The organism is Prevotella sp. DNF00663, from assembly GCF_001553265.1.
Lineage (GTDB): Bacteria > Bacteroidota > Bacteroidia > Bacteroidales > Bacteroidaceae > Prevotella.
In genome coordinates, this window is record NZ_KQ960624.1 from 1 (window position 1) to 20,691 (window position 20,691).

Annotated in this window: 23 protein-coding genes and 1 tRNA gene; 14 read left to right on the forward strand and 10 right to left on the reverse strand. The window is 43.1% G+C overall.

Annotation, left to right across the window (positions count from 1 at the left end; all coding sequences use genetic code 11):
* From HMPREF3034_RS06565 to HMPREF3034_RS12605, 11 genes are all read left to right on the forward strand, one after another.
* The coding region (locus HMPREF3034_RS06565; RefSeq protein ID WP_231725624.1) for a hypothetical protein at nucleotides 1–509 on the forward strand (509 nt) is incomplete at its 5' end.
* A gap of 147 nt (nucleotides 510–656) precedes the next feature.
* Complete coding sequence (locus tag HMPREF3034_RS06570; RefSeq protein ID WP_036898451.1) at nucleotides 657–878, forward strand: DUF2795 domain-containing protein; 222 nt, start codon at nucleotides 657–659, stop codon at nucleotides 876–878.
* 90 nt (nucleotides 879–968) lie between these two features.
* Nucleotides 969–1,907, forward strand: coding sequence for a PorP/SprF family type IX secretion system membrane protein (locus tag HMPREF3034_RS06575; RefSeq protein WP_062434205.1), 939 nt, complete (start codon nucleotides 969–971; stop codon nucleotides 1,905–1,907).
* A 6-nt stretch (nucleotides 1,908–1,913) separates the two neighbouring features.
* Complete coding sequence (locus tag HMPREF3034_RS06580) at nucleotides 1,914–3,359, forward strand: T9SS ring complex lipoprotein PorK/GldK (protein ID WP_197421739.1); 1,446 nt, start codon at nucleotides 1,914–1,916, stop codon at nucleotides 3,357–3,359.
* The gene (gene gldL, locus HMPREF3034_RS06585) at nucleotides 3,359–4,105 is read left to right on the forward strand and encodes a type IX secretion system motor protein PorL/GldL (RefSeq protein WP_062434208.1); all 747 of its coding nucleotides are present in this window, start codon (nucleotides 3,359–3,361) and stop codon (nucleotides 4,103–4,105) included. Before HMPREF3034_RS06580 ends, gldL begins: the two co-directional genes overlap by 1 nt.
* A gap of 29 nt (nucleotides 4,106–4,134) precedes the next feature.
* Nucleotides 4,135–5,679 carry a type IX secretion system motor protein PorM/GldM gene (gene gldM / locus HMPREF3034_RS06590; RefSeq protein WP_062434211.1) on the forward strand — a complete coding sequence of 515 codons (1,545 nt, stop codon included), beginning with the start codon at nucleotides 4,135–4,137 and terminating at the stop codon, nucleotides 5,677–5,679.
* A gap of 27 nt (nucleotides 5,680–5,706) precedes the next feature.
* Nucleotides 5,707–6,738 carry a type IX secretion system ring subunit PorN/GldN gene (gene gldN / locus HMPREF3034_RS06595; RefSeq protein WP_062434215.1) on the forward strand — a complete coding sequence of 344 codons (1,032 nt, stop codon included), beginning with the start codon at nucleotides 5,707–5,709 and terminating at the stop codon, nucleotides 6,736–6,738.
* A 237-nt stretch (nucleotides 6,739–6,975) separates the two neighbouring features.
* A complete protein-coding gene (locus HMPREF3034_RS06600) occupies nucleotides 6,976–7,593 on the forward strand; it encodes a porin family protein (RefSeq protein WP_036898460.1) in 618 nt (205 codons plus the stop codon).
* Between the two features lie 6 nt (nucleotides 7,594–7,599).
* Nucleotides 7,600–8,196, forward strand: a complete 597-nt coding sequence (locus HMPREF3034_RS06605; protein WP_036898435.1) for an HAD family hydrolase — start codon at nucleotides 7,600–7,602, stop codon at nucleotides 8,194–8,196.
* Nucleotides 8,193–8,372 (forward strand): hypothetical protein, encoded by a 180-nt coding sequence (locus HMPREF3034_RS06610; protein WP_062434218.1) that lies wholly within the window; start codon nucleotides 8,193–8,195, stop codon nucleotides 8,370–8,372. The genes HMPREF3034_RS06605 and HMPREF3034_RS06610 overlap by 4 nt, the downstream gene beginning before the upstream one ends.
* Before the next feature lie 34 nt (nucleotides 8,373–8,406).
* Nucleotides 8,407–8,589 carry a hypothetical protein gene (locus tag HMPREF3034_RS12605; RefSeq protein WP_156431064.1) on the forward strand — a complete coding sequence of 61 codons (183 nt, stop codon included), beginning with the start codon at nucleotides 8,407–8,409 and terminating at the stop codon, nucleotides 8,587–8,589.
* A gap of 334 nt (nucleotides 8,590–8,923) precedes the next feature.
* Here HMPREF3034_RS12605 and HMPREF3034_RS06615 read toward each other — a convergent pair whose 3' ends face one another.
* A complete protein-coding gene (locus tag HMPREF3034_RS06615; protein ID WP_036898432.1) occupies nucleotides 8,924–9,091 on the reverse strand; it encodes a DUF362 domain-containing protein in 168 nt (55 codons plus the stop codon).
* Nucleotides 9,092–9,400: 309 nt separating this feature from the next.
* On the opposite strand from HMPREF3034_RS06615, the gene HMPREF3034_RS06620 reads away from it, so the two are divergent.
* Nucleotides 9,401–10,288: a Fic family protein gene (locus HMPREF3034_RS06620; RefSeq protein WP_062434223.1), complete on the forward strand. Its 888-nt coding sequence runs from the start codon at nucleotides 9,401–9,403 to the stop codon at nucleotides 10,286–10,288.
* Between the two features lie 98 nt (nucleotides 10,289–10,386).
* Nucleotides 10,387–11,130 carry a type IX secretion/gliding motility protein PorT/SprT gene (locus HMPREF3034_RS06625; protein ID WP_036898427.1) on the forward strand — a complete coding sequence of 248 codons (744 nt, stop codon included), beginning with the start codon at nucleotides 10,387–10,389 and terminating at the stop codon, nucleotides 11,128–11,130.
* A gap of 205 nt (nucleotides 11,131–11,335) precedes the next feature.
* On the opposite strand, the gene hemL is transcribed toward HMPREF3034_RS06625, so the two are convergent.
* The 9 genes from hemL to HMPREF3034_RS06670 all read right to left on the reverse strand — a co-directional run bounded on the left by hemL (nucleotide 11,336) and on the right by HMPREF3034_RS06670 (nucleotide 20,121).
* Entirely contained in the window at nucleotides 11,336–12,613 is a 1,278-nt protein-coding gene (gene hemL / locus HMPREF3034_RS06630) for a glutamate-1-semialdehyde 2,1-aminomutase (protein WP_062434226.1), read from the reverse strand.
* 9 nt (nucleotides 12,614–12,622) lie between these two features.
* Complete coding sequence (hemB, locus tag HMPREF3034_RS06635) at nucleotides 12,623–13,615, reverse strand: porphobilinogen synthase (protein ID WP_036898423.1); 993 nt, start codon at nucleotides 13,613–13,615, stop codon at nucleotides 12,623–12,625.
* A complete protein-coding gene (locus HMPREF3034_RS06640) occupies nucleotides 13,602–14,222 on the reverse strand; it encodes a uroporphyrinogen-III synthase (RefSeq protein ID WP_062434229.1) in 621 nt (206 codons plus the stop codon). Before HMPREF3034_RS06640 ends, hemB begins: the two co-directional genes overlap by 14 nt.
* Before the next feature lie 3 nt (nucleotides 14,223–14,225).
* A complete protein-coding gene (hemC, locus tag HMPREF3034_RS06645; protein ID WP_062434232.1) occupies nucleotides 14,226–14,885 on the reverse strand; it encodes a hydroxymethylbilane synthase in 660 nt (219 codons plus the stop codon).
* On the reverse strand, nucleotides 14,882–15,772 hold the full coding sequence (hemA, locus tag HMPREF3034_RS06650) for a glutamyl-tRNA reductase (RefSeq protein ID WP_062434235.1): 891 nt from the start codon (nucleotides 15,770–15,772) through the stop codon (nucleotides 14,882–14,884). Before hemA ends, hemC begins: the two co-directional genes overlap by 4 nt.
* 17 nt (nucleotides 15,773–15,789) lie before the next feature.
* On the reverse strand, nucleotides 15,790–16,818 hold the full coding sequence (gene hemE, locus HMPREF3034_RS06655) for a uroporphyrinogen decarboxylase (protein ID WP_036898413.1): 1,029 nt from the start codon (nucleotides 16,816–16,818) through the stop codon (nucleotides 15,790–15,792).
* Nucleotides 16,815–18,221, reverse strand: coding sequence for a protoporphyrinogen oxidase (hemG, locus tag HMPREF3034_RS06660; RefSeq protein WP_062434239.1), 1,407 nt, complete (start codon nucleotides 18,219–18,221; stop codon nucleotides 16,815–16,817). Before hemG ends, hemE begins: the two co-directional genes overlap by 4 nt.
* A gap of 4 nt (nucleotides 18,222–18,225) precedes the next feature.
* A complete protein-coding gene (hemN, locus tag HMPREF3034_RS06665; protein WP_062434250.1) occupies nucleotides 18,226–19,590 on the reverse strand; it encodes an oxygen-independent coproporphyrinogen III oxidase in 1,365 nt (454 codons plus the stop codon).
* A gap of 132 nt (nucleotides 19,591–19,722) precedes the next feature.
* The gene (locus HMPREF3034_RS06670) at nucleotides 19,723–20,121 is read right to left on the reverse strand and encodes an START-like domain-containing protein (RefSeq protein ID WP_036898456.1); all 399 of its coding nucleotides are present in this window, start codon (nucleotides 20,119–20,121) and stop codon (nucleotides 19,723–19,725) included.
* A gap of 149 nt (nucleotides 20,122–20,270) precedes the next feature.
* Between HMPREF3034_RS06670 and HMPREF3034_RS06675 the strand changes: the two genes are divergently transcribed.
* Nucleotides 20,271–20,344: transfer RNA gene (locus tag HMPREF3034_RS06675), tRNA-Met, on the forward strand.
* The last annotated feature ends 347 nt before the right edge of the window (nucleotides 20,345–20,691 follow it).

The following is a 20,691-nucleotide window of genomic DNA, read 5'->3' on the forward strand; positions in this document are numbered from 1 at the left end:
CCTCGATTACTGAATGTAGTCGGGGCTTTTTTAGTTTATATAAGTGTATGAAGTCTATATGGGATAAATTACATCTGTGCTATCACTGTTTGATGAGGATACCTCGAACACGTGGGTTTGGTGTGCAATCACCTTTCGCTTATCGCTTTCTTCGTCGAGTGGTAGCTCCTAAATCGAATGGAACTTGGCCTGTTTTATGGCTATGTTCCAATAGAAGTCTGCGCAAAGAGAAGTTATTATCTCGTTTGAATGAATATTGCTGTGAGAAGAATTTAACCTATGTAGGTCTATTGGGGGAGGAAATCCCTACATATGAAGAACTTTTGGAACATTTAGATATAAGTACGGTATTATTTATAGATGGTATTCAGAAGAAATCAGAAATGAAGTATCTATGGTTAAAATTATTAGAGGGAACACATCGAGGGGGTGCTTTTGATTTGTATGATTGTGGTATTCTTTTCTTCAATCAGACTTATTATAAACGAGTATATAAGGTGAATTATTGACATAAGCATGCTTGCCTGTTCTACAATAAAGTTTAAATTTATACTTTATTGTAACTCATATGTAAAATAATATATAAAACACTTGGGAATAAGAAGAAAATTGCTATTTTTGCACGCAAAATTGTTAACGATAAAAACGCAAATAATATGTATTGGACACTTGAATTAGCTTCCAAGTTGGAGGATGCACCTTGGCCAGCAACGAAAGACGAATTGATTGATTATGCGATTCGTTCCGGTGCGCCACTAGAGGTATTAGAGAACTTGCAGGAGATTGAGGATGAAGGTGACGTCTATGAAAGCATAGAAGACCTTTGGCCTGATTATCCTTCCAAGGACGACTTCTTGTGGAATGATGATGAATATTAACTGACTGTAGATAAGGTCGACTGAGTTTAATCAGTCGGCCTTTTTAGTTTTATTCTTACAATAATAATAAGGTATCTGCGTTATAGAATCGTGCAAAAACGGTTCTACATCATATTATTTACTTTTCTTTCCATGACTCAATGGGGCATGGCACAGTATGATGTGTCATTCAGTCACTATTTTGATATGGAGCCATCGTTCAACTCAGCAGCAGTAGGTAAACAATCTAAGCTAAATATTACAGCTACTTATGCACTTAATATGGTTGGCTATGAACATAATCCACGTACATTATATGCTGCCGCCGATATTCCTTTTTATTGGGCACGTAATTATCATGGAGCCGGTATTCAGTTTATGAGCGACCAACTAGGTCTGTTTACCCATCAAAGATTAGGGCTTCAGTATGCCTATCGACATCATCTATTTGGAGGAAATTTGGCTATCGGTACACAAGTTGGTATGCTAAGTGAGAAGTTTGAAGGGAGTAAACTAGATATTGAAGACACTAATGATCCTGCTTTCGCAAAGACTGATGTGAATGGCAATGGACTAGACATAGGAACGGGTGCGTACTATGAACATGGAATTTGGTACGCCGGAATATCCGTTTTGCATCTTAATGCGGCAACCATCAATCTAGGAACGACAAATGAATTAAAGATAGATCCAACCTTTTATTTGACAGCTGGATACAATATTCAATTCAGGAATCCGTTTCTAATGATGAAGTTATCGGGCTTGATGCGTACAGATGGAACAGCTTATCGAGGCGATGTTTCAAGTCGGTTGGTTTATATGAATCATGAAAAGATGATGTATGGTGGTCTATCTTATAGTCCAACAAACTCTGTAACATTCCTACTGGGTGGCACTTTCCATGGCTTTGTGGTGGGATATAGTTACGAACTTTATACATCGGCCATTCAGCTCGGAAATGGTAGTCACGAACTTTTCGTGGGTTATCAAATAGACATCAATCTTGTTAAGAAAGGTAAGAATAAACATCAAAGCGTAAGAATCTTATAAGTAGATATGAAAATGAAGAATATAACCATCTCCTTTTGCATTGCGATAACAGCATTGACAGCCACCGGATGTTTCAGTGGAAAGAGTATGTCGTCGGGAGGCAGAGGCGGAGAAGTGGTTGGAGTAGGCGGACGTGCCTTCAACGAACCTACCCCTTATGGTATGGTGAAAGTGGAAAGAGGCTTCCTTCACATGGGAATAGATAAGCAGGACAGTCTGTGGGGGAAACAAACACCAGTGAAAGATATTTCTGTTGATGGCTTCTGGATGGATGAGACCGAAGTTACCAATTCTGAATATAAGCAGTTTGTGATGTGGGTACGCGATAGTATCCTTCGCACACGTTTGGCTGATCCTGCTTATGCCGGCGACGAAAGCTATATGATTACAGAGGATAAGGATGGCAATCCCATCACTCCACGTGTCAATTGGAAGAAGCCGCTGCCTCGTAAACCGAATGAGGATGAGCAACGAGCTATCGAAAGTATGTACACCACAAATCTTGTGACAGGTGAGAAATTGCTCGATTGGCGTCAGATGAACTATCGTTATGAGATTTACGATTATACAACAGCGGCCTTGCGTCGTAATAGGATTCGTCCGCAAGAGCGTAATTATAATACCGATGTAGACATCAATCCTAATGAAGTGGTCATGATTTCCAAGGATACCGCTTATGTGGATGATGAAGGGAATATCATCTCTCGTACCATTGACCGCCCACGTACCAATGATTGGGACTTCCTGAATACCTATATAGTGAACATCTATCCCGATACCACTTGCTGGGTAAATGATTTCAAGAACTCTGATAATGAGATGTATTTACGCTATTATTTCAGCAATCCTGCATATAACGACTATCCAGTAGTAGGTGTTACATGGGAACAAGCCAATGCCTTTTGTGCTTGGCGTACCGATTATTTGTTGAAAGGTATAGGCGGTGAAGCTCGCTATATACAGCGTTATCGCTTGCCTACAGAAGCCGAATGGGAATATGCTGCACGTGGCAAAGAGGGTAATGAATTCCCTTGGGACAATCAGGATATGAAGAATGGAAAGGGATGTTTCTATGCAAACTTCAAACCGGATAGGGGAAATTATACCGAAGATGGCAACCTCATAACAAGTAAAGTGAGAGCTTATGGCTCAAATAGCAATGGACTCTACGATATGGCAGGTAATGTAGCCGAGTGGACCAGCACCGTATATACTGAGTCTGGTGTCGATGTTATGAACGACCTCAATCCTCAATTGTCTTATAATGCAGCTCCTGAAGATCCCTATCGCTTGAAGAAAAAGAGTGTGAGAGGTGGCTCGTGGAAAGATCCGGAGAGTTTTATCCGCAGTGCATGGCGCACTTGGGAGTATCAGAATCATCCACGTTCGTATATCGGATTCCGCTGTGTACGCAGCCTTGCCAATTCAACGACTAAAAAGAGTAAAAGATAATGTCACATTATAGTAAATTCAATATCATCTATCGTCTGCAGAAGTGGATGGATAGCGTGCCCGGCCAGACGTTCTTGAACTATGCTTATAGTTGGGGAGCTGCCATTGTGATTTTGGGAACTTTATTTAAGTTGACTCATTTACCCGGTGCCAATCTCATGTTGTTTCTCGGTATGGGAACCGAGGTCTTCGTCTTCTTTCTTTCCGCTTTCGATCGCCCATTTGACAAAACGGCCGCTGGTAGAGACATACCTGTGCATGTGACAGAGGAATATTTGGAGGGTATTGTAACGGCAGAGGATACTCAGTCGCCTACCCAGTCTCCTACTTATACCCCTCAACCGACTGTCGCGCCTGTTGTCGAATCGGCAGTTGTTGCTCCTGTGGTTCAGACGGTAGCTGCAAATCCGGAACTAGAAATAGCTCAAAGTAACTATGTAGACGAGTTGAAGAAATTGACAGAGGTGTTAAGTAAGGTTGGTGAACAAAGTACTCGACTCACTCGTGACAGCGAAGAGATGGAGAATCTCAATCGTACGCTTACCGGAATTGCTAAAGTATATGAGATGCAATTGAAGAGTGCCAGCCAACAAATAGGAACTATTGACCAAATCAACGAGCAAAGCAGATTGATGGCTCAGCACATCGAACAGCTCAACAAGATTTATACTCGTATGATAGAGGCCATGACCGTGAACATGCGTGCCGCAGCTCCGGGCTCCATCTCCAGCGGTCAAACGCTCTAGTTATCAATCTTCTTAGTCTAATTATAGAAATGGCAATCAAGAAAAGACCGGTATCTCCACGTCAAAAGATGATCAACCTCATGTATGTGGTGTTGATGGCTTTGCTGGCTTTAAATGTGTCTACCGAAGTGCTGAATGGTTTTTCCATTGTAGAAGAAAGCCTAGACCGCACCACTCGCAATTCCACCAAGGAGAATACGGCATTGTATGAAGACTTTGCCAATCAAGCCAAGAATAATCCTGAGAAGTTGCAGGCATGGTTTGCCAAGGCTACGCAGGTAAGAGAGATGAGCGACTCGCTTTATAATTTTGCTCAAGAGTTGAAGGAAGCCATCGTACGCGAGGCCGATGGGAAGGATGCCGATTTGCGGAATATAGAGAATAAAGAAGATTTAGAGGCCGCTAGCTTGGTGATGTTATCGCCCGGTACTGGCCGTGGGAAACAGCTTTTCAATTCTATCAACGTTTACCGTGGGCGCATTTTGAAGCTCGTCTCCGATTCTGTTCAGCGTCAGCTCATTGCCAGCAATCTCTCAACTGCTTTACCTCGAAAGGCTTATGCGATGGGGAAAAATTGGCAAGAGTATATGTTCGAGAATATGCCAGTGGCTGCAGCCGTCACTCTCCTGTCTAAGTTACAGAACGATGTGCGCTATGCCGAGGGCGAAGTGTTGCATACGTTAATCTCTAATGTAGACCTCAAAGACTTCCGGGTAAACAAACTTGAGGCATACGTTGTTCCCGAATCCAAGACCGTTATCAGTGGAGATATGTTCTCCGCTCGTATTGTAATGGCTGCTGTAGATACTTTACAGCAACCTGAAATCTATGTTGGTGGACAGCGTATATCCGGAAACACTTACCAATTTACGGCCGGTGGAGTAGGCGAACATAGTTTCTCAGGTTATATTGCAATGCGCAATGGACGTGGTGATGTTATCCGTAGAAACTTCTTACAGAAATATACAGTCGTAGGACCGAGTGCTACCGTGTCGGCCGACTTGATGAATGTGCTCTATGCCGGCTATGATAATCCCATCAGCATCAGTATTCCCAGTGTGCCATTGAATGCTGTTTCAGCTTCCATGTCGGGTGGTGGATTTCGTTCGATAGGCATGGGGCGTTATATAGCTCGCCCCACGACGATAGGACAAAAGGTCACTATTCAGGTATCTGCCACGCAAAATGGACGCTCTCGACAGATGGGTAGCTTCACATTCCAAGTTCGTAAATTGCCCGATCCGGCTGCTTATTTACAGATCGGTTCCGACCGTTTCCGTGGTGGTGCACTCTCTAAGGCTGCCCTTATAGCTTTGGATAATGTGAGTGCTGCCATAGACGATGGAATCCTTGATGTGCCCTTTCGTGTACAAAGTTTCGAGACTGTGTTCTATGATAATATGGGTAACGCCGTGCCGATGGCCTCTGAGGGAGCTTCGTTCTCTGCTCGTCAGCGCGATACATTCCGTAAACTTTCACGCAATCGTCGATTCTACATCAACCGTGTCACGGCTGTAGGTCCCGATGGTATCGTGCGTCGATTGCCGGCAAGCATGGAAATTATAGTTCGATAATCTTTTTGAAATAAAATATAAGACGATATGATAAGATATTTATTGATATTGGGATGTCTTCTTTTTACATTGCAGACAGTCGAAGCTCAGTCGCCTAAACGGCGAGCACAGCAACAGGAACAAGCCAAAAAGAAGTCTGAAAGTCCCACCTTGCGTTCCCAAATCTCTTTTCCAACTTCGGTAGGACCTCATGAGGATGTTGTTTGGCGTCGCGATGTTTACCGCCAACTCGATCTTACCCATCCTGCTAATGGTGGTCTTTATTATCCAGTAGAGCCCTCCGGTGGTCAGATGAACCTTTTTACCTATATCTTCAAGTTGTTCATGACCGGTAATATTCGTGCTTATGAATATCGACTGGATGGTAACGAAGTGTTCAATGATACCGCTGTGGTGAATCGAAAGGCTTTCTTAGACAATTATCATATCTATTATGAGCGTACCGACCGCGGTGTGCATATCGACGATAGCGATATTCCCTCTCGCGAGGTAAAGGCTTATTATATCAAGGAAGCTTCTTACTACGACCAAACTACAGCCACTTTTCATACCAAAGTTTTGGCACTATGTCCTGTCATGTTGGGCGACGACGATTTCAGTTTCACTCCATCTAAGTATCCACTATTTTGGGTGAAATATGATGACTTAGCTCCGTTCCTCAGCAAGCAGATGATGATGGCGAGCGACGTCAACAATGCCGCAACGATGAGTATAGATGATTTCTTTACTATGAATCAGTATCGTGGTAAGATTTATAAGACCAATAATATGCTCGGTCAGACATTGGCGCAGTACTGTGCTACAGATAGTGCCATGAGTAAAGAACAGAAACGTATTGAACGTGAAATAGCAAGTTTTGAGCATCGTATGTGGGGTGACCAAACACGTAAAGACTCGTTAGACAGTATTGCCAAGCTAGACCAAAAGCAGATAAAAGTTGCTAAGAAGTCTAATCGGCGTACTCGTACCACGACGGTACGTATCAATCGACGTGCACGTGGTGTCAGTAAGGCGTCCTCCGGCTCGGCTACGGTTACCGTCAGACGAGAAAGACACTAGAGATAGTCGCTTCTCTGCCTTCTCTGTAGAGGAGTAGGGGCAAATACTATTTATCTCTATATGATAGAAAAAGTTGATGGGAGTTAAATAAAATGTAGCCATACATTTCGTTTAACTCCTTTTTGTTTGTCTACAAAATAATGCTAAATATGTGGCTCGTTATCGGAAAATAGCTATTTTTGTAATTGTGAGAGAGAAGAAAATCATGTATTATTCATTAAAAAGAAGAATTATCCTATGAAGAAATTATTATCTACAGCTATGTTGACCATAGCAATGCTTTTTTCTACCAATGCGCAAGCACAGGTAAAATTTGGTTTGGCCGGCGGTCTCAATGTCACCTCTATGTCGTTTAGCAAAGACGTTGTTCAGTCTTCCAACCAAGCCGGCTTCTATGTTGGTCCCACAGTCAAGTTTACACTGCCCCTTGTAGGGTTAGGAATTGATGCTGCTACTTTCTACGATCAGCGCTCAGCTGAGTTGAATGGTGAGAAGGTTAAAAAGCAGTCTATTAATATCCCAGTCAATTTGCGTTATAATATTGGTTTGGGTAATTTGGCAGGTCTTTATTTCTCAGCTGGTCCACAGTTTGGTTTTAATGTTGGCGACGATGAGTTTAAGTGGGCAGACAGCAAGGCTTACCAGAACACTTTTCAGATGAAGAAATCTAGTTTTAGTATTAATCTTGGTGCCGGTGTAGAGTTGTTGAAGCACCTAGAAGTAGGTTTCAAATACAATATTGTATGTGGAAAGAGCGGAGATATCAACGTGTTGGATGCAGCCGGAAAGGCTCTCAGCAATACATCTAAGGGACGTTACAATTCTTGGCAGGTTGGTTTGGCGTACTATTTCTAAATCAACATGATTAAGAATATCGTATTTGATTTCGGAGGGGTATTGGTGGATTGGAATCCTCATTACCTCTTCGATTCGTATTTAGGGAGTAATGATAAGGCCGATTGGTTCTTGTCGAATATCTGTACACACACTTGGATTCGCCAGATGGATGCAGGTAAGACCTTTGATAAGGGAGTAGAAGAGTTGGCTGCACAGTATCCTGATTGGGCTGATGCTATCTACACTTATCGGAATCGTTGGCGTGAGATGATTAGCGGATTGATTCCGGGCATGGAAGACTATGTCAAGCAATTGAAGCATGAAGGCTACCATGTATATGGCTTGTCTAATTGGGTGAAGGAGACCTTCGACATTGTAGAGCACGAGTTCTCTGTGTTCCAAGAATTAGAGGGGATGGTTATCTCCGGTCGTGAGGGAGTCATCAAGCCATTTCCTGAGATTTATCAACTTTTGTTGACGCGCTATCAGCTTAAAGCCGATGAGTGCGTGTTTATCGATGACGTGCTTGAAAATGTAGAAGGGGCTCGTGCCGTCGGTATGCAGGGCATCCTGTTCCGTGGATTGGACGATTTGAAGAAAGAAATTAATAATCTGATATGATTAAATCTTTATTTGTTTTGGCTGGTATATTGACTACATTTGCAGTGAGAGCCCAGTCGCTGCAAGAACAGCGAACGCAAGACGAGGTACTTAGTCGGCTAGAGGTTTTTGACATAAAGACCGGTACCCATCGCGTGATTCATGAATTTCCTTACCGTATAGAGGCGCCTAATTAGAGTCCGGATGGTAAGTGGATAGTCTATAATTCTCATGGCCGGCTTTATAGAGTGTCGGCATTTGCCTAATTTCAATGTGGTTTTGCGTCTTATGCAGAGTGATGGTAAGAACGACCGAACAATAGTGGAGCTGTTTGGAGGGCAAGGTACTATCAACGTCAACTCTTGGTCGCCCGATTCAGAGAAGTTCGCTTATGTGAGCTATGAGTTGAAATAAGGTGTTGGAGTGGGAACATTGCCAAATCTTTATACTTGAATATCAATACGGGAAGAGCTTGATGATGTTCTATTGATGGCTTTTTTCTTTGAAAGAGGGGCAGCTAGAGGTTACTGCCGAGGCGTGGCAAAGTATCTGTCTCGGCTTTGCAGCGATGCAGAAAGGGTTAGGCAGTAATACTGATTAAGCCCTGCAACATTGTAAGTTTTTAGAGTTTTTGTGTCTCTTGATTGTTGAATGAAAACTCTTGTCGACTAGATACAAAACAAATAGCGACTTTCTTCATATAGAAGAAAGCCACTATTTACATCTTTAATCGTTAAGACTGTGTGCCTTATGGAAGTGTGATAGCTTCGTTAGGGCAAACGCTAGCGCATGTACCGCACTCTGTGCAAGCATCAGCGTCGATTTTGTAGATATCGCCTTCAGAGATAGCTCCTACCGGACATTCGTCAATACATGTACCGCAAGCAATGCAGTCGTTTCCAATTACGTAAGCCATAATGTTTTGTTTTTATATTTAATAATGTTTTTGTATACTATCTATATGTAATAGGATACCTATATTTTGTTTTCGCAAAGGTAGTATTTAATTTTGATATACCTATAAATAGGTATTCACTTTTTTTCTTATTTAAACGAAGTCTTAATTGGATTTTGAGCCTGTAAGTTTGTTAGCTTATGAGGTTTTGGTATTATTTGTGAGCGAGTAAAAACCATATTTATAAGCATTTTCTTGCCTGTGTCGGCATAAAATACTAACTTTATTGCCGAATTAAGGGCATAATCATGCCGATAAAGGAGAAAAGATATGGAGTATATATCTGTTAAAGCATTTGCAGAGACACACGGGATAGCCGAACGAACAGTGCGTAATTATTGTGCCGGGGGCAAGATCCCTGGTGCATTTCTGACGGGAAAGAGTTGGAATGTGCCGGCAGATGCTGCCTTGCCTAAAAGGAAAAACGCGCGTAAACAGGCGAATATGCTTTTGGAAGTATTAAGGGAGCAAAAGCATATTGGAATGAAAGGTGGAATTTATCATCGTACTCAGATAGATTTAACCTATAATTCCAATTATATAGAGGGAAGTAGGTTGACCCATGAACAAACACGCTATCTCTTTGAAACCAGTACTATCGGTATAACAGAAAGTAGTGTGCGTGTTGATGATATTCTAGAAACTGTCAATCATTTTCATTGTATAGACATGATAATTGACCATGCCAATGATAAACTTTCAGAACATTTTATTAAACTTTTGCATGGACAACTAAAGGGGCAAACTACAGATAGCCGAAAGGAATGGTTTAATGTGGGCGATTATAAGCAACTGCCAAACGAAGTAGGTGGTATGGAAACCTGTCCACCAGAAGAGGTTCATAACCAGATGAAAGCTCTCTTAGGCGAATATAACAAACAGACAATTCATACTATAGAGGAGATAATCGATTTCCACCAACGTTTTGAAATGATTCATCCTTTTCAGGATGGTAATGGACGTGTAGGCAGACTTATCATGTTTAAAGAGTGTTTGGCTTCTTCCATCGTTCCTTTCATCATTACCGATGAACTCAAGATGTTCTATTATAGAGGGTTGCATCACTGGACAACAATACGTGGATATTTGTTGGATACATGTCTTTCGGCACAAGATAATTATAAATCTATACTCGATTATTTTAGAATAAAATATTGAAGAAACGGCATAAAATTCATATTGCTACCTCGTGTGATAGTGTTGAGTACTGTGTGTTGCCACAATAATTCAATAGGTATATCGTTTTGTAGAAAGATATGAAAAGAATTTGTCTCTATATATTAATAGGGTGGATGGGCTTACAACAGGTCTGTGCTCAGCGGGTGGTGGAGAATCGTCCGTATACAGACCTGCGACCATTCCACTTTGGTGTGTTGGTAGGTACGCATTTACAAGATTTGGAGTTGACAAATGTTGGACCACAAACGATTATTCAGGAAGATGGAACAACGGTAGATGCCTTGATTACTTGCGATCAAGATAGGTGGGATGCCGGCTTTACTGTTGGAGTTTTGGGGGAATTAAGGTTGAGCGAACACTTCCAGTTTCGTGTAGCTCCTGCCATGTATTTTGGTTCTCATCATATTACTTTTCATCATTTTAAGGTTTTAGATGCTGCTGGACAACCTACTGAACAACAGCAGGAATTAAAGACCGCATATTTCTCTACAGCTTTTGACTTGATTTTTGCTGCCCCTCGTTCGGGAAATCATCGACCTTATTTGATGGTGGGATTGACACCAATGTTGAATCTGAGTCGCAAAGAGCAAGACTATTTAAAGCTAAAGAACACAGAAGTGTTTGCCGAAGTTGGTTTGGGATGTGACTTTTATCTGCCTTTCTTTAAGCTACGTCCGGAACTCAAGTTCCTCTATAGTCTGACAAACAGTTTGGATAAGAATCATGCTAGCGAACTCAAGGATAAGAATATGTTGCCTTACACGATTTCAGTAAATAAAGCACATAGTAAAATGATAGTACTGACGTTCTATTTTGAGTGAGGAGTTATATCGAATTAGGAATGAAGAATGACTAATGAGTAGTTGAATCCTTAGGATAAAATAAAAAGGACCATAATTGCTTATGGTCCTTTTTTATTGGAAGTAAATGGAAGTTAGAAGTGAGGAATTCATTGTGATTGCCTTAAAGATAATGAACATTTGTCCGTTATCTCCGCGAATAACTCCCGATTAATTTCTCCACTCTTTACTCATTAATGCTTTCTTCTATCGACTTCAATACGTAGTCGAGGATTTCCGGAGTGTGGCATTGTGAGATAAAATTGCCTTCAAATTGTGAAGGGCTCACATAGATGCCACGTTCCAACATACGATTAAAGTAGCGTGCAAAGCGTACTTGGTCGCTCTGTTTAGTATCTTTGAAGTTCTGTGGATTCTTCGTATTGAAGAAGAGGGTGAACATACTACCCACATGATTTAGGTAAATGTCCTTGCCTTCGATAATCTTCTCTAGACGAGTACAGAATTCATTGCTTCGTTTTTCTAGTTCCTCGTGGAATCCAGGAGCTGACAGTTGGGTGATGGTTTCAATGCCAGCTGCCATAGCTACAGGGTTGCCACTCAATGTTCCGGCTTGGTAAACGGGGCCATCGGGGGCTAGAACCTTCATGATATCGGCTCGACCACCAAAGGCAGCACAAGGGAATCCGCCACCGACAATCTTGCCGACAGTCGTCATATCGGGCTTGATACCGAAACGTTGTTGGGCACCGCCGAAGGCAAGACGGAATCCGGTAATCACTTCGTCGAAGATGAGTATGGCGCCATGTTGCTCAGTGACACGGCGAGTAGCTTCGATAAATTCACGTGTTGGAGGTACGACGCCCATGTTACAAGCTACGGGTTCGATGATCAACGCAGCTACCTTGTCGCCATTTTCTGCAAAGTATTGCTCCAAAGCCTCAGTATCATTATAAGGCAATACAACTGTGTACTTGGTAAAACCATCGGGAACACCAGCCGATGAAGCATTGCTAATGTTGGCAACGGCCGAGCCGGCAGACACCAATAGATGGTCGGCATGGCCATGGTAACATCCCTCGAACTTAACTAAAACATCGCGACCGGTGAAGCCACGGGCTACGCGAATAGCCGACATAGTAGCTTCTGTACCACTGTTAACGAAACGGAGGCGCTCCATAGAGGGGAATGCTTCGCGTACTTTCGTAGCCAATGTGGTCTCTGCCAGTGTCGGAATACCATAACTACTGCCACGCATGACGGCCTCGGCAGCTTTCTGACTGACGGTAGGGTTGTTATGACCGAGGATGAATACACCCCACGACATGCAGAAGTCAATGAAACGATTATCGTCAATGTCGGTGATGTAAGTTCCTTGTGCTTCTTTGACGAAGAGGGGAGTTGTCCCTACGGCTTTCAAAGCGCGTACGGGACTGTTTACTCCTCCGGGTATAACCTGCAATGCTTGTTGAAAGGCTGCAGCCGATTTAATTCTTTCGTTCATGCTGTCTCCTTATCTTTTAATTTCAAAACGATCGTTCCATTTTTCCATAAACTCTTTGGCATAGTATGAAATGATGTACTTGGCACCAGCGCGTTTGATGGCAATGAGGCTTTCAAATACAACACGTGGCTCGTCAAGATAGTTAAGTTTGGCAGCTGCCTTGAGCATACTATACTCTCCACTCACCTGATAAGCAACCATCGGAATATTCGGGAAACGCTCAACACCACGTGCAATCATGTCGAGATAAGGCATAGCGGGCTTTACCATTGTCCAGTCGGCACCTTCCTCAATGTCTGCAGCAATTTCTTCTAAACCTTGGTCGTGAGTGCGATAATCCATCTGGTATGACTTACGGTCGCCGAAAGAAGGAGCTGAGTCGGCTGCATCGCGGAACGGACCATAGAATGCTGACGCATATTTAGCGGAATAAGCCAATATACGACAAGTCTTGTTCAATCCTGTTTCATCCAGCTTCTTGCGCAGCGCTTCAATTTGTCCGTCCATCATAGACGATGGAGCAACGAAGTCGGCACCGGCTTTGGCATGTACGTAAGCCATTTGAGCTAATAGTGGTAAGGTAGAATCGTTCTCTACATTGTGGTCGTGGAGAAGTCCACAATGTCCATGACTTGTATATTCGCAGAGACATACATCGGTGATAACCATGACGCCGGTAACATTCTTTTTGATGGCTGTAGTGGCACGACAGACAAGGGCGTCGTCGGCATAAGCCAAACTACCACGCTCGTCTTTCAACTTATCTTCGATGACACCGAAGAGCAAAACCTTGTCAATACCTAGTGCTTTCACCTCTTTAATATCCTCAATGAGGGTATCGATAGAGAAGCGATAGACACCCGGCATGGTGGAAATCTCTTCCTTGATATTCTCTCCTTCGACAACGAAATAAGGATAGATGAAATCTTCTGCTTTCACTTCTACGTCGGCATATTTGTCGCGTGTGGCTTGGTCTTTGCGGTAAATTCTAAATCTTTTCATATCTTCTTTGGTTTAAATATTGTTCTGTAATGGCTCCGCGGGTGATATAAATCTTGTCAGGGGGCAAGCTTCCGTAGAGTTGTATGAAATGGTCGATGGTACTGGGTGATGTAAAGATGATGCTATCTATCTCTTCCAGATTGACCTTTATGGGACGGAGAGGCATCTTATTACGATAAGCAGTAATGGGATAGAAGGTAAAACCTAGCTCTTGTAGTCCCTTGGGGATAATGTCGAGTGCTCGTTCGGAGCGTGGACAAATGATTCTGCCTTGTGGCGGAAAAACTTTGAAGTGCTCAATGATACCGTAAGAATCGTCTTTTTCGGTTTGCTCAATGTGCGTTGCACCAGACTCTTGTAAGGTCTTGGTGGTTACTCTGCCGATGGAAACAATGCGTTGTTCACCCCATGTTGCTCGTATCTCTTGCATGGCTTCATACCAAAACCTCACTGCATATCGGCTCGTAAAAAGCAGTGTATCCGATATGGTGAGGCTTCGAATGGCTTCGTATAGCTCACTTCTGTCATCCAAGGCCACCAACTCGATGAGTGGGGTATGGATGTAATCGGGGTTCTGGCTGTGTGTTCCGGTGAAGAGTGTACGCATGAATTAATCGTTTATTTGGTCGAGAATACTCCCTTTGCTAAACAATTCCTTTAGATCGTCGCGGCCTTTCCGAGCTGTGATGGCTAATCTTCCTTGCATGGGGTGGGTGTCGAAGGGTAGTATTTCGGCTATTTCGTTTTCCATTCCGAGACGCTTCAAGGCGCAGGTGGCAACGATGACAGCGTCTATTTTTCCATCCCGAACTTGCTGTACGCGCTCTTCGATGCATCCTCGAATGCCCACAATTTCAAAATCCGGACGCAGAGAAGTTAGTCCGGCTTTGCGTAATGGCGAACTTGTTCCGATACTACTGCCGGCAGGTAGTTCATTTAGTTTGAGATGATTGCGACTTACAAGAGAATCTGTTTTGTCGAAAGCCTCGTATAATGCAATGATTTCTAATTCCGGATTCAAATTGACCGGTAGATCTTTGGCGGAGTGAATAGCTATGTCTGCTTCCCCCGTAAGAATCAGTTGGTCGAGTCCGCGGGTAAACATGTCGTCCGGTGCAGCGCCATTAAGTAATGAAATCTGCATATTGTGGTCGCCATACGACTTCGTTAGAATCAGGTCATAGTCTATTTCGGGAAATCTATTGAAGATCTCTTTTACCTGCAGTTGAGAGAGTTTACTGCCACGTGCTACAACTTTGAGCTTGTTCATTTGATATATGCTTTTCTTCTTTCGAGGGTTTCGTATAGTTCGTCTATCTCTTCTTCGATAATCTTCTCGGCTTTTTTCACTTCGTCTTCTCGAATAGAAATATTCTTTTGCACCTTGCTTTCTACATCTCGTAAGTTGTAGAGAGTGACGTTGGGATTTTCTCCGATGGCCGGTGCTATATCGCGTGGAAAGGCTAAATCGATGGCCAACATACGTTGGTTAGGGTTGATATCCTCTTCATTGATGATAGTAGTATCTGCCGAAGTGGCACTGATAAGAATATCTGTGTCTTTGAGAAACTCGCGTTTATCGTCAAGTGCAAACACTTCAATGCCGAATTGGTCGGCCAAGCGGTGCGCTTTGTCAAGGGTACGATTGCCTAGAAAGACAAGGTGTGCACCCTTGTTTTGCAAAAACTTGATAATATCGCTAGTCAGTTTATTGACACCGATGATGGTAATGCGAGCATCTGTGAGGTCGATATGCTCATCCTCGATAATCTCAATGGCTGCGAGACTATGGCTTACAGCACCATGAGAAATCTCAGTTTCATTACGTACGCGCTTTCCTACTTGCAGGGCAAATTCAAAGAGTTTGTGCATTTCGGCAGGGAGTTTATGGTGAGTGCGGGCAGAGATGTAGGCATCTTTCACCTGTCCTTGTACGGCACGTTCGCCAACAATAGCCGATTCGAGTCCACTGACCACGCGGAAAAGGTGATTGGCTACGTCTGTAGGAATTTCTCCTTCACCATAATAGAGTTCCATTCGGTTGCATGTCTGTAAGAATACCGATGGTTGATTGTTTTGGTTTCGCTCCAACTTGAAAGTCTCTTCGCGGTCTTCGAGTGAAGTGTTTAAATGGTTGATTGATTTATATCCTATCATAATTTTTTGTATTCTGTTTATTGGTGGGCAGATAGAGCTTTCGCCCACGTAGCCACATACTTTAGATTTTCAAATGGAGTATCGGCCAATACGCCATGTCCAAGGTTGAAAATCCAAGCTCCATGCTTCTCAAAGAACTTCTCATATGTGCCAAGTACAGCCTGAATAGTGTCTAAATCGGCATAGAGTAAGCGTGGGTCTAGATTGCCTTGTAGACCAATAGAAGGATGAAGAAGCCGGCGGGCGGTTTCTAAGGATGTCTGCCAATCAATACTTACAATGTCGCAAATATCGGGAGTGATGAGGGATAAACTTGTTCCGATGCCTTTGGGGAAGAAGATAACACGGCGTCCCATACTGCGGATAGCTTCGGAAATACGTTTTACTGCCGGTAGGAATAGGTCTGCATAGAGTTCTGTAGGAACGAGACCGGCGTGTGTCTCGAAGATCTGGAAAACGTCAATACCGTGTCGAACTTGCTGCCGGGCGTAGTGGATACAAAGCTCGGTGATAACATCTATCAGCTTACGAGTTTCTTCGGGCTGAGTATAGAAGAACTTGATGGCATCGGGAAAACCCGTATGTGAGTTCAAACCTTGCAGCATATAGCAGAGCGTAGTAAGCGGTGCGCCACAGAATCCGATGAGAGGAGTGCCCTGTGTGCGGGGCTCCATGATGCGGTCGATGGCCCGATAAACAAATTCCAATTTCTCCGGTTGGGGTTTTAACAAGGTTGATGGTTTCTCTATAAATGCCAATGGAGTGGGGAATACCGGGCCTTTATCGGTCCATTCCACATCACTCTGCATAGCCATTGGTATCACAAGAATGTCGCTGAAGAGGATAGCAGCATCCACACCTAAATCTTCAACGGGTAATAATGTAACTTTGGCTGCTAACTCCGATTGGGTCATTAGCTCTAAGAAAGAATGGCTTTGTCGCAATTCTTGGTAGCGAGGAAGCACCCGGCCGGCTTGCCGCATGAACCATACGGCGGGTCGATTGGCTTGTTTGCCTTGTACGATGTCGAGGAATGGGTTTGTCATTTCTGTAATTGTATGTTGGTGGCAATGTCACGTGCCTGCTTGATACGATGAGCCATGCCGATACCATTGCGTAGATTTCCGGCGATAATGAGCCCCGGATATTCCGTTTCTATGCGGCCTACTTCTTCAAAACGAGCACCACTCGAAACTTCATATTGTGGAATAGCCTTTGTGTGCCGGAATATATTAATGGTGTCGGGATGGATGTGTGATGGGAACTTGAGCATGTTATGGAAGTAATCTACAACAAGATTTTGTAGCTCATCGTCGCTCATATCGAGCATCTCAGTATGTTTTACCCCACCAATAAAGTAGGTGAACAGGGCTCCGCCTTCGGGTGCACGTCCTTTGAAACAAGCCGATGGAAAGAGGATTCCCAAAACTTTCTTTTGTTCGCGAGAAGGTATCAAACCACCAAATGCTTTGTAATCCAGCCCTTCGGTGTTGCGTACTCCCACACCTACTTCTATAATGGGGGCGTAGTGCAGATTGGTAATACGCTCAAGGCGTTGAGATTCAATGAAAGGTAACATGTTGTTCAGTGCGTATGCTCCGCAAGTTGTAACCACTTTTTGGCATTGATAGATGATGGCTTGGCCTTGTTGACTGGTAAATTTTACTTGCCACTTGTCTTCGAAAGGCTTGATACTTACATCTGTCACGCCCAAAGAGATGTTCTCTGTGCCTATGTAGTCGGCCTCTGCTTGGGGAATTTGTCCTAAACCACCAACAGCAGAGAATACTTCTTTAGTAGCTAATTTGTCTCGGTCATTCTTCGGTTGTTTGGCTTTGGCTATAGCTCCGCGAATAAAACTGCCATACTCTTGTTCCAAATTATAGAGTTTTGGCAGGGCATAGCGTGTGATGAGTTGGTTAGCATCACCGGCATAGACACCCGATATGAATGGGTCTACTGCATAATCGACAAATGATTTTCCTAGTCTACGGGTAGCTAGGCTTGCTACACTTTCGTCGGGATTCTGACCTTTGCGGCGCCATGGCTCACCTAGAATACGGAATTTATCAGTCCATGTGAATAGTGGAGTTGTCAATCCACCTATAGGGCTGGATGGCAAAGCATGGAAACGACTGCCTTTCCAAATCAATCGTTGGTTGGCAACTTTTACGGCCGGTTCGAGTAAACAAGTACCATGCGAAGTCTCTTTAAGCTCGTTCATCAGTTCCTTAACCTCTGGAAATGATATAGCACCCGTGTTAGGTCCACTCTCCACGATGTAGTCACCCACCCGGTGTGTTTGGATTTGTCCGCCTATTCGTGTCAGCTTTTCTACGACATGTACGCCAAATCCTCTTTGTTTAAGTGTATATGCTGTGGTTAGTCCGGTGAGTCCTGCTCCAATGATGACCACGCCTGTATGCTTGATAGCTTCTTGATTCTGCATGTTGTTAGATTGCTTTGGAGAACGATTTGTTGGATTTCAACATCAGAGGGTCGAGCGATGCCGCTACATTTCTAACCATAGGAGATGCTGCGTCAGTCATCTCTAGATGTAAATCATCGAATCGGATGATACCATCGGCAGCAAATTCTTGTAGTTTCTGCTCGTTGTAAACAGTGGCAACTTTCAATTGTTCGACACTCGTTTGCACATGATTAGCAATATCTTGCCAGTCAATACGATAGTTACACATCAATGTTTCAATTACTTCGCGAGTCAGTCGCTCCTCGTTTGATAGGGCATAACCTTTCCGAATCGTTAGGTTTCCATGATTAGTCTGCTCTATATATTCAATTATATTCTTTGTGTTTTGAGCGTAAGCACCGTCAAGTTGGCTGATTCCTGTGACACCAAAAGCATAAACTTGAGCCGTAGTACGCCGTGTACAATATCCTTGGAAGTTACGGTGTAGCTGATGATTTTGTCGGGCTATGTATAACTCGTCGTCCGGAAGTACGAAATGGTCGAGTCCTACACTCTTGTAACCGGCCTCATGTAGCAGTAGGCTGGCTGTTGTAAAGATACTCTCTTTGACCGAACTTGTGGGTAGCCCCGCTTTTTCTAGGATGAGTTGTTGCTTTTTCAACCATGGCACGTGGGCATAACTGAATGTCACGAGGCGGTCGGGATGAAGTTCAATAGCTCGACGTATGGATTCGGCAAACGAATCGGGCGTCTGTCCCGGTAAGCCGTATAAGAAGTCCATATTGAGCTTAATGCCTGATTGGCGTAAGAGAGCAACCACGTCTTCTATCGGTTCGCACGCCGGTTGGCGATTTACGGTTTTTAGTACAGCTTCGTTAAAGTCCTGTATACCTATGCTCATACGAGTAAAACCGCAATCTATCAATTGTTGCCATTTCTCTAGTGTGAGATACCCCGGATGGCATTCTATGGCAATCTCTGGTTGCTCTATAGTATCGAAATGGGAAAGCAGATGCTCGTTGAGCTTTTTAATCTCTTTCGGTTCAAGGAGCGTTGGCGTACCACCACCATAGTGAATCTGTGAAATCTTGCGATTTGAGTCTAAGTGTGGTAACAATAAGTCAATCTCTTGATGCAACGCATCTACGTAAGCCGACACAACTTCGGGCTTATGCATACAGTACGAGTTGCACGCACAGTAATGACACAAGTGTCTACAAAACGGAATATGAAAGTAGAATGATAGATGCTTGTCGGTTGCTGTATTCGATTTGTTTACAGCATTGAGATAGTCTGCCTCTGTGAAATCTTCAAAATAATTCGCAGGCGGATAACTGGTATATCGTGGTACCGGAACATTATATTTATCGATAATGTCTTGGTTAATGTTTTGTATCTTGTTCGTGCTCATACTATAAAATGCAAAGGTACAAACAAAGTTATACAAAAACAATCCTTATTTGTAAGGAGTAAAGTGGCTAAAAGGCTTATTCTACAGAGCCTTGTTGCGTATCTCTTTTTATAATCCTGTTGCTTGATGAAGCCTTGTCAAGTTGTCTTGCCATATATTTTCTAGTTGCTCCATATCATTAGGTTCTGCAAAATCTGTAATAATAAGCATGTAATGACCGGTCAAATCTGTTCGCTCCATCTTGATTTCTACAAAAGCCTCCAAGTCTTCTTCGTCTTCCCACCGGATACGAATGGCATTGAAATTCTTACAACTAATAAGTTTAGCTTTCCGAATCTCGTGGTGGCTCCATACTTTTCCCCATACGAATGTGATTTCATCTTGGTCTTGTGTGACTTCATCGGCAAGCCAACAAGCCCATCCGTGAACAGTCCCCACTATGTCCCAAATGATGGATGGTGAATTTGAACTCAACAGGTGCTCAATCGTTATTTTCTCTTTCTTCATGTACTTGTTGGGTTGATATAAAACTTGTTCAGCTACAAAAATATAAAAAAATACTGAGGAAAACAATAAAAAAGGAGATTGAAATTTTGTATAATCAAAAAACTTGTATACCTTTGCACCCGCAAACAGCACTTGCTGCGAGTTGTGATGGCGGGATAGCTCAGCTGGTTAGAGCGTCGGATTCATAATCCGGAGGTCGTGGGTTCGGGTCCCACCCCCGCTACAAAGGATAAAATCTTAATAATAAAGGATTTACGAAACTATTCGTAAATCCTTTATTTCGTTTACTACCAACAAGTGGAACATTCATGGAACATTTTGAGTCCAAAAATAGGTGCTTGCAGCATAGTGCAAGGAAATATTTTTCATTACTTTACACTAGCATGAAATAGGTTTCAACAAGCTTTTTCTGCATTTTACCATATCAACATGAAAAATATATTTATGTACTTGGGGCATACTTGGGGCATACTTGTAGGATAGCTAAGGAGTAACTTGAGGGGTATCAGAGAATCAACTTGAGGGCTACTCTTTTATTGCACTTCGTTTTGTAACTTGCAGGTTGACTCT

What these genes read in the sequence shown, in the direction of transcription:
- HMPREF3034_RS06570 (WP_036898451.1), top strand. Translation starts at nt 657, where the DNA reads ATGTATTGGACACTTGAATTAGCTTCCAAGTTGGAGGATGCACCTTGG.
- HMPREF3034_RS06580 (WP_197421739.1), top strand. Translation starts at nt 1,914, where the DNA reads ATGAAAATGAAGAATATAACCATCTCCTTTTGCATTGCGATAACAGCA.
- gldL (WP_062434208.1), top strand. Translation starts at nt 3,359, where the DNA reads ATGTCACATTATAGTAAATTCAATATCATCTATCGTCTGCAGAAGTGG.
- gldM (WP_062434211.1), top strand. Translation starts at nt 4,135, where the DNA reads ATGGCAATCAAGAAAAGACCGGTATCTCCACGTCAAAAGATGATCAAC.
- gldN (WP_062434215.1), top strand. Translation starts at nt 5,707, where the DNA reads ATGATAAGATATTTATTGATATTGGGATGTCTTCTTTTTACATTGCAG.
- HMPREF3034_RS06600 (WP_036898460.1), top strand. Translation starts at nt 6,976, where the DNA reads ATGAAGAAATTATTATCTACAGCTATGTTGACCATAGCAATGCTTTTT.
- HMPREF3034_RS06605 (WP_036898435.1), top strand. Translation starts at nt 7,600, where the DNA reads ATGATTAAGAATATCGTATTTGATTTCGGAGGGGTATTGGTGGATTGG.
- HMPREF3034_RS06610 (WP_062434218.1), top strand. Translation starts at nt 8,193, where the DNA reads ATGATTAAATCTTTATTTGTTTTGGCTGGTATATTGACTACATTTGCA.
- HMPREF3034_RS12605 (WP_156431064.1), top strand. Translation starts at nt 8,407, where the DNA reads ATGGCCGGCTTTATAGAGTGTCGGCATTTGCCTAATTTCAATGTGGTT.
- HMPREF3034_RS06615 (WP_036898432.1), bottom strand. Translation starts at nt 9,091, where the DNA reads ATGGCTTACGTAATTGGAAACGACTGCATTGCTTGCGGTACATGTATT.
- HMPREF3034_RS06620 (WP_062434223.1), top strand. Translation starts at nt 9,401, where the DNA reads ATGGAGTATATATCTGTTAAAGCATTTGCAGAGACACACGGGATAGCC.
- HMPREF3034_RS06625 (WP_036898427.1), top strand. Translation starts at nt 10,387, where the DNA reads ATGAAAAGAATTTGTCTCTATATATTAATAGGGTGGATGGGCTTACAA.
- hemL (WP_062434226.1), bottom strand. Translation starts at nt 12,613, where the DNA reads ATGAACGAAAGAATTAAATCGGCTGCAGCCTTTCAACAAGCATTGCAG.
- hemB (WP_036898423.1), bottom strand. Translation starts at nt 13,615, where the DNA reads ATGAAAAGATTTAGAATTTACCGCAAAGACCAAGCCACACGCGACAAA.
- HMPREF3034_RS06640 (WP_062434229.1), bottom strand. Translation starts at nt 14,222, where the DNA reads ATGCGTACACTCTTCACCGGAACACACAGCCAGAACCCCGATTACATC.
- hemC (WP_062434232.1), bottom strand. Translation starts at nt 14,885, where the DNA reads ATGAACAAGCTCAAAGTTGTAGCACGTGGCAGTAAACTCTCTCAACTG.
- hemA (WP_062434235.1), bottom strand. Translation starts at nt 15,772, where the DNA reads ATGATAGGATATAAATCAATCAACCATTTAAACACTTCACTCGAAGAC.
- hemE (WP_036898413.1), bottom strand. Translation starts at nt 16,818, where the DNA reads ATGACAAACCCATTCCTCGACATCGTACAAGGCAAACAAGCCAATCGA.
- hemG (WP_062434239.1), bottom strand. Translation starts at nt 18,221, where the DNA reads ATGCAGAATCAAGAAGCTATCAAGCATACAGGCGTGGTCATCATTGGA.
- HMPREF3034_RS06670 (WP_036898456.1), bottom strand. Translation starts at nt 20,121, where the DNA reads ATGAAGAAAGAGAAAATAACGATTGAGCACCTGTTGAGTTCAAATTCA.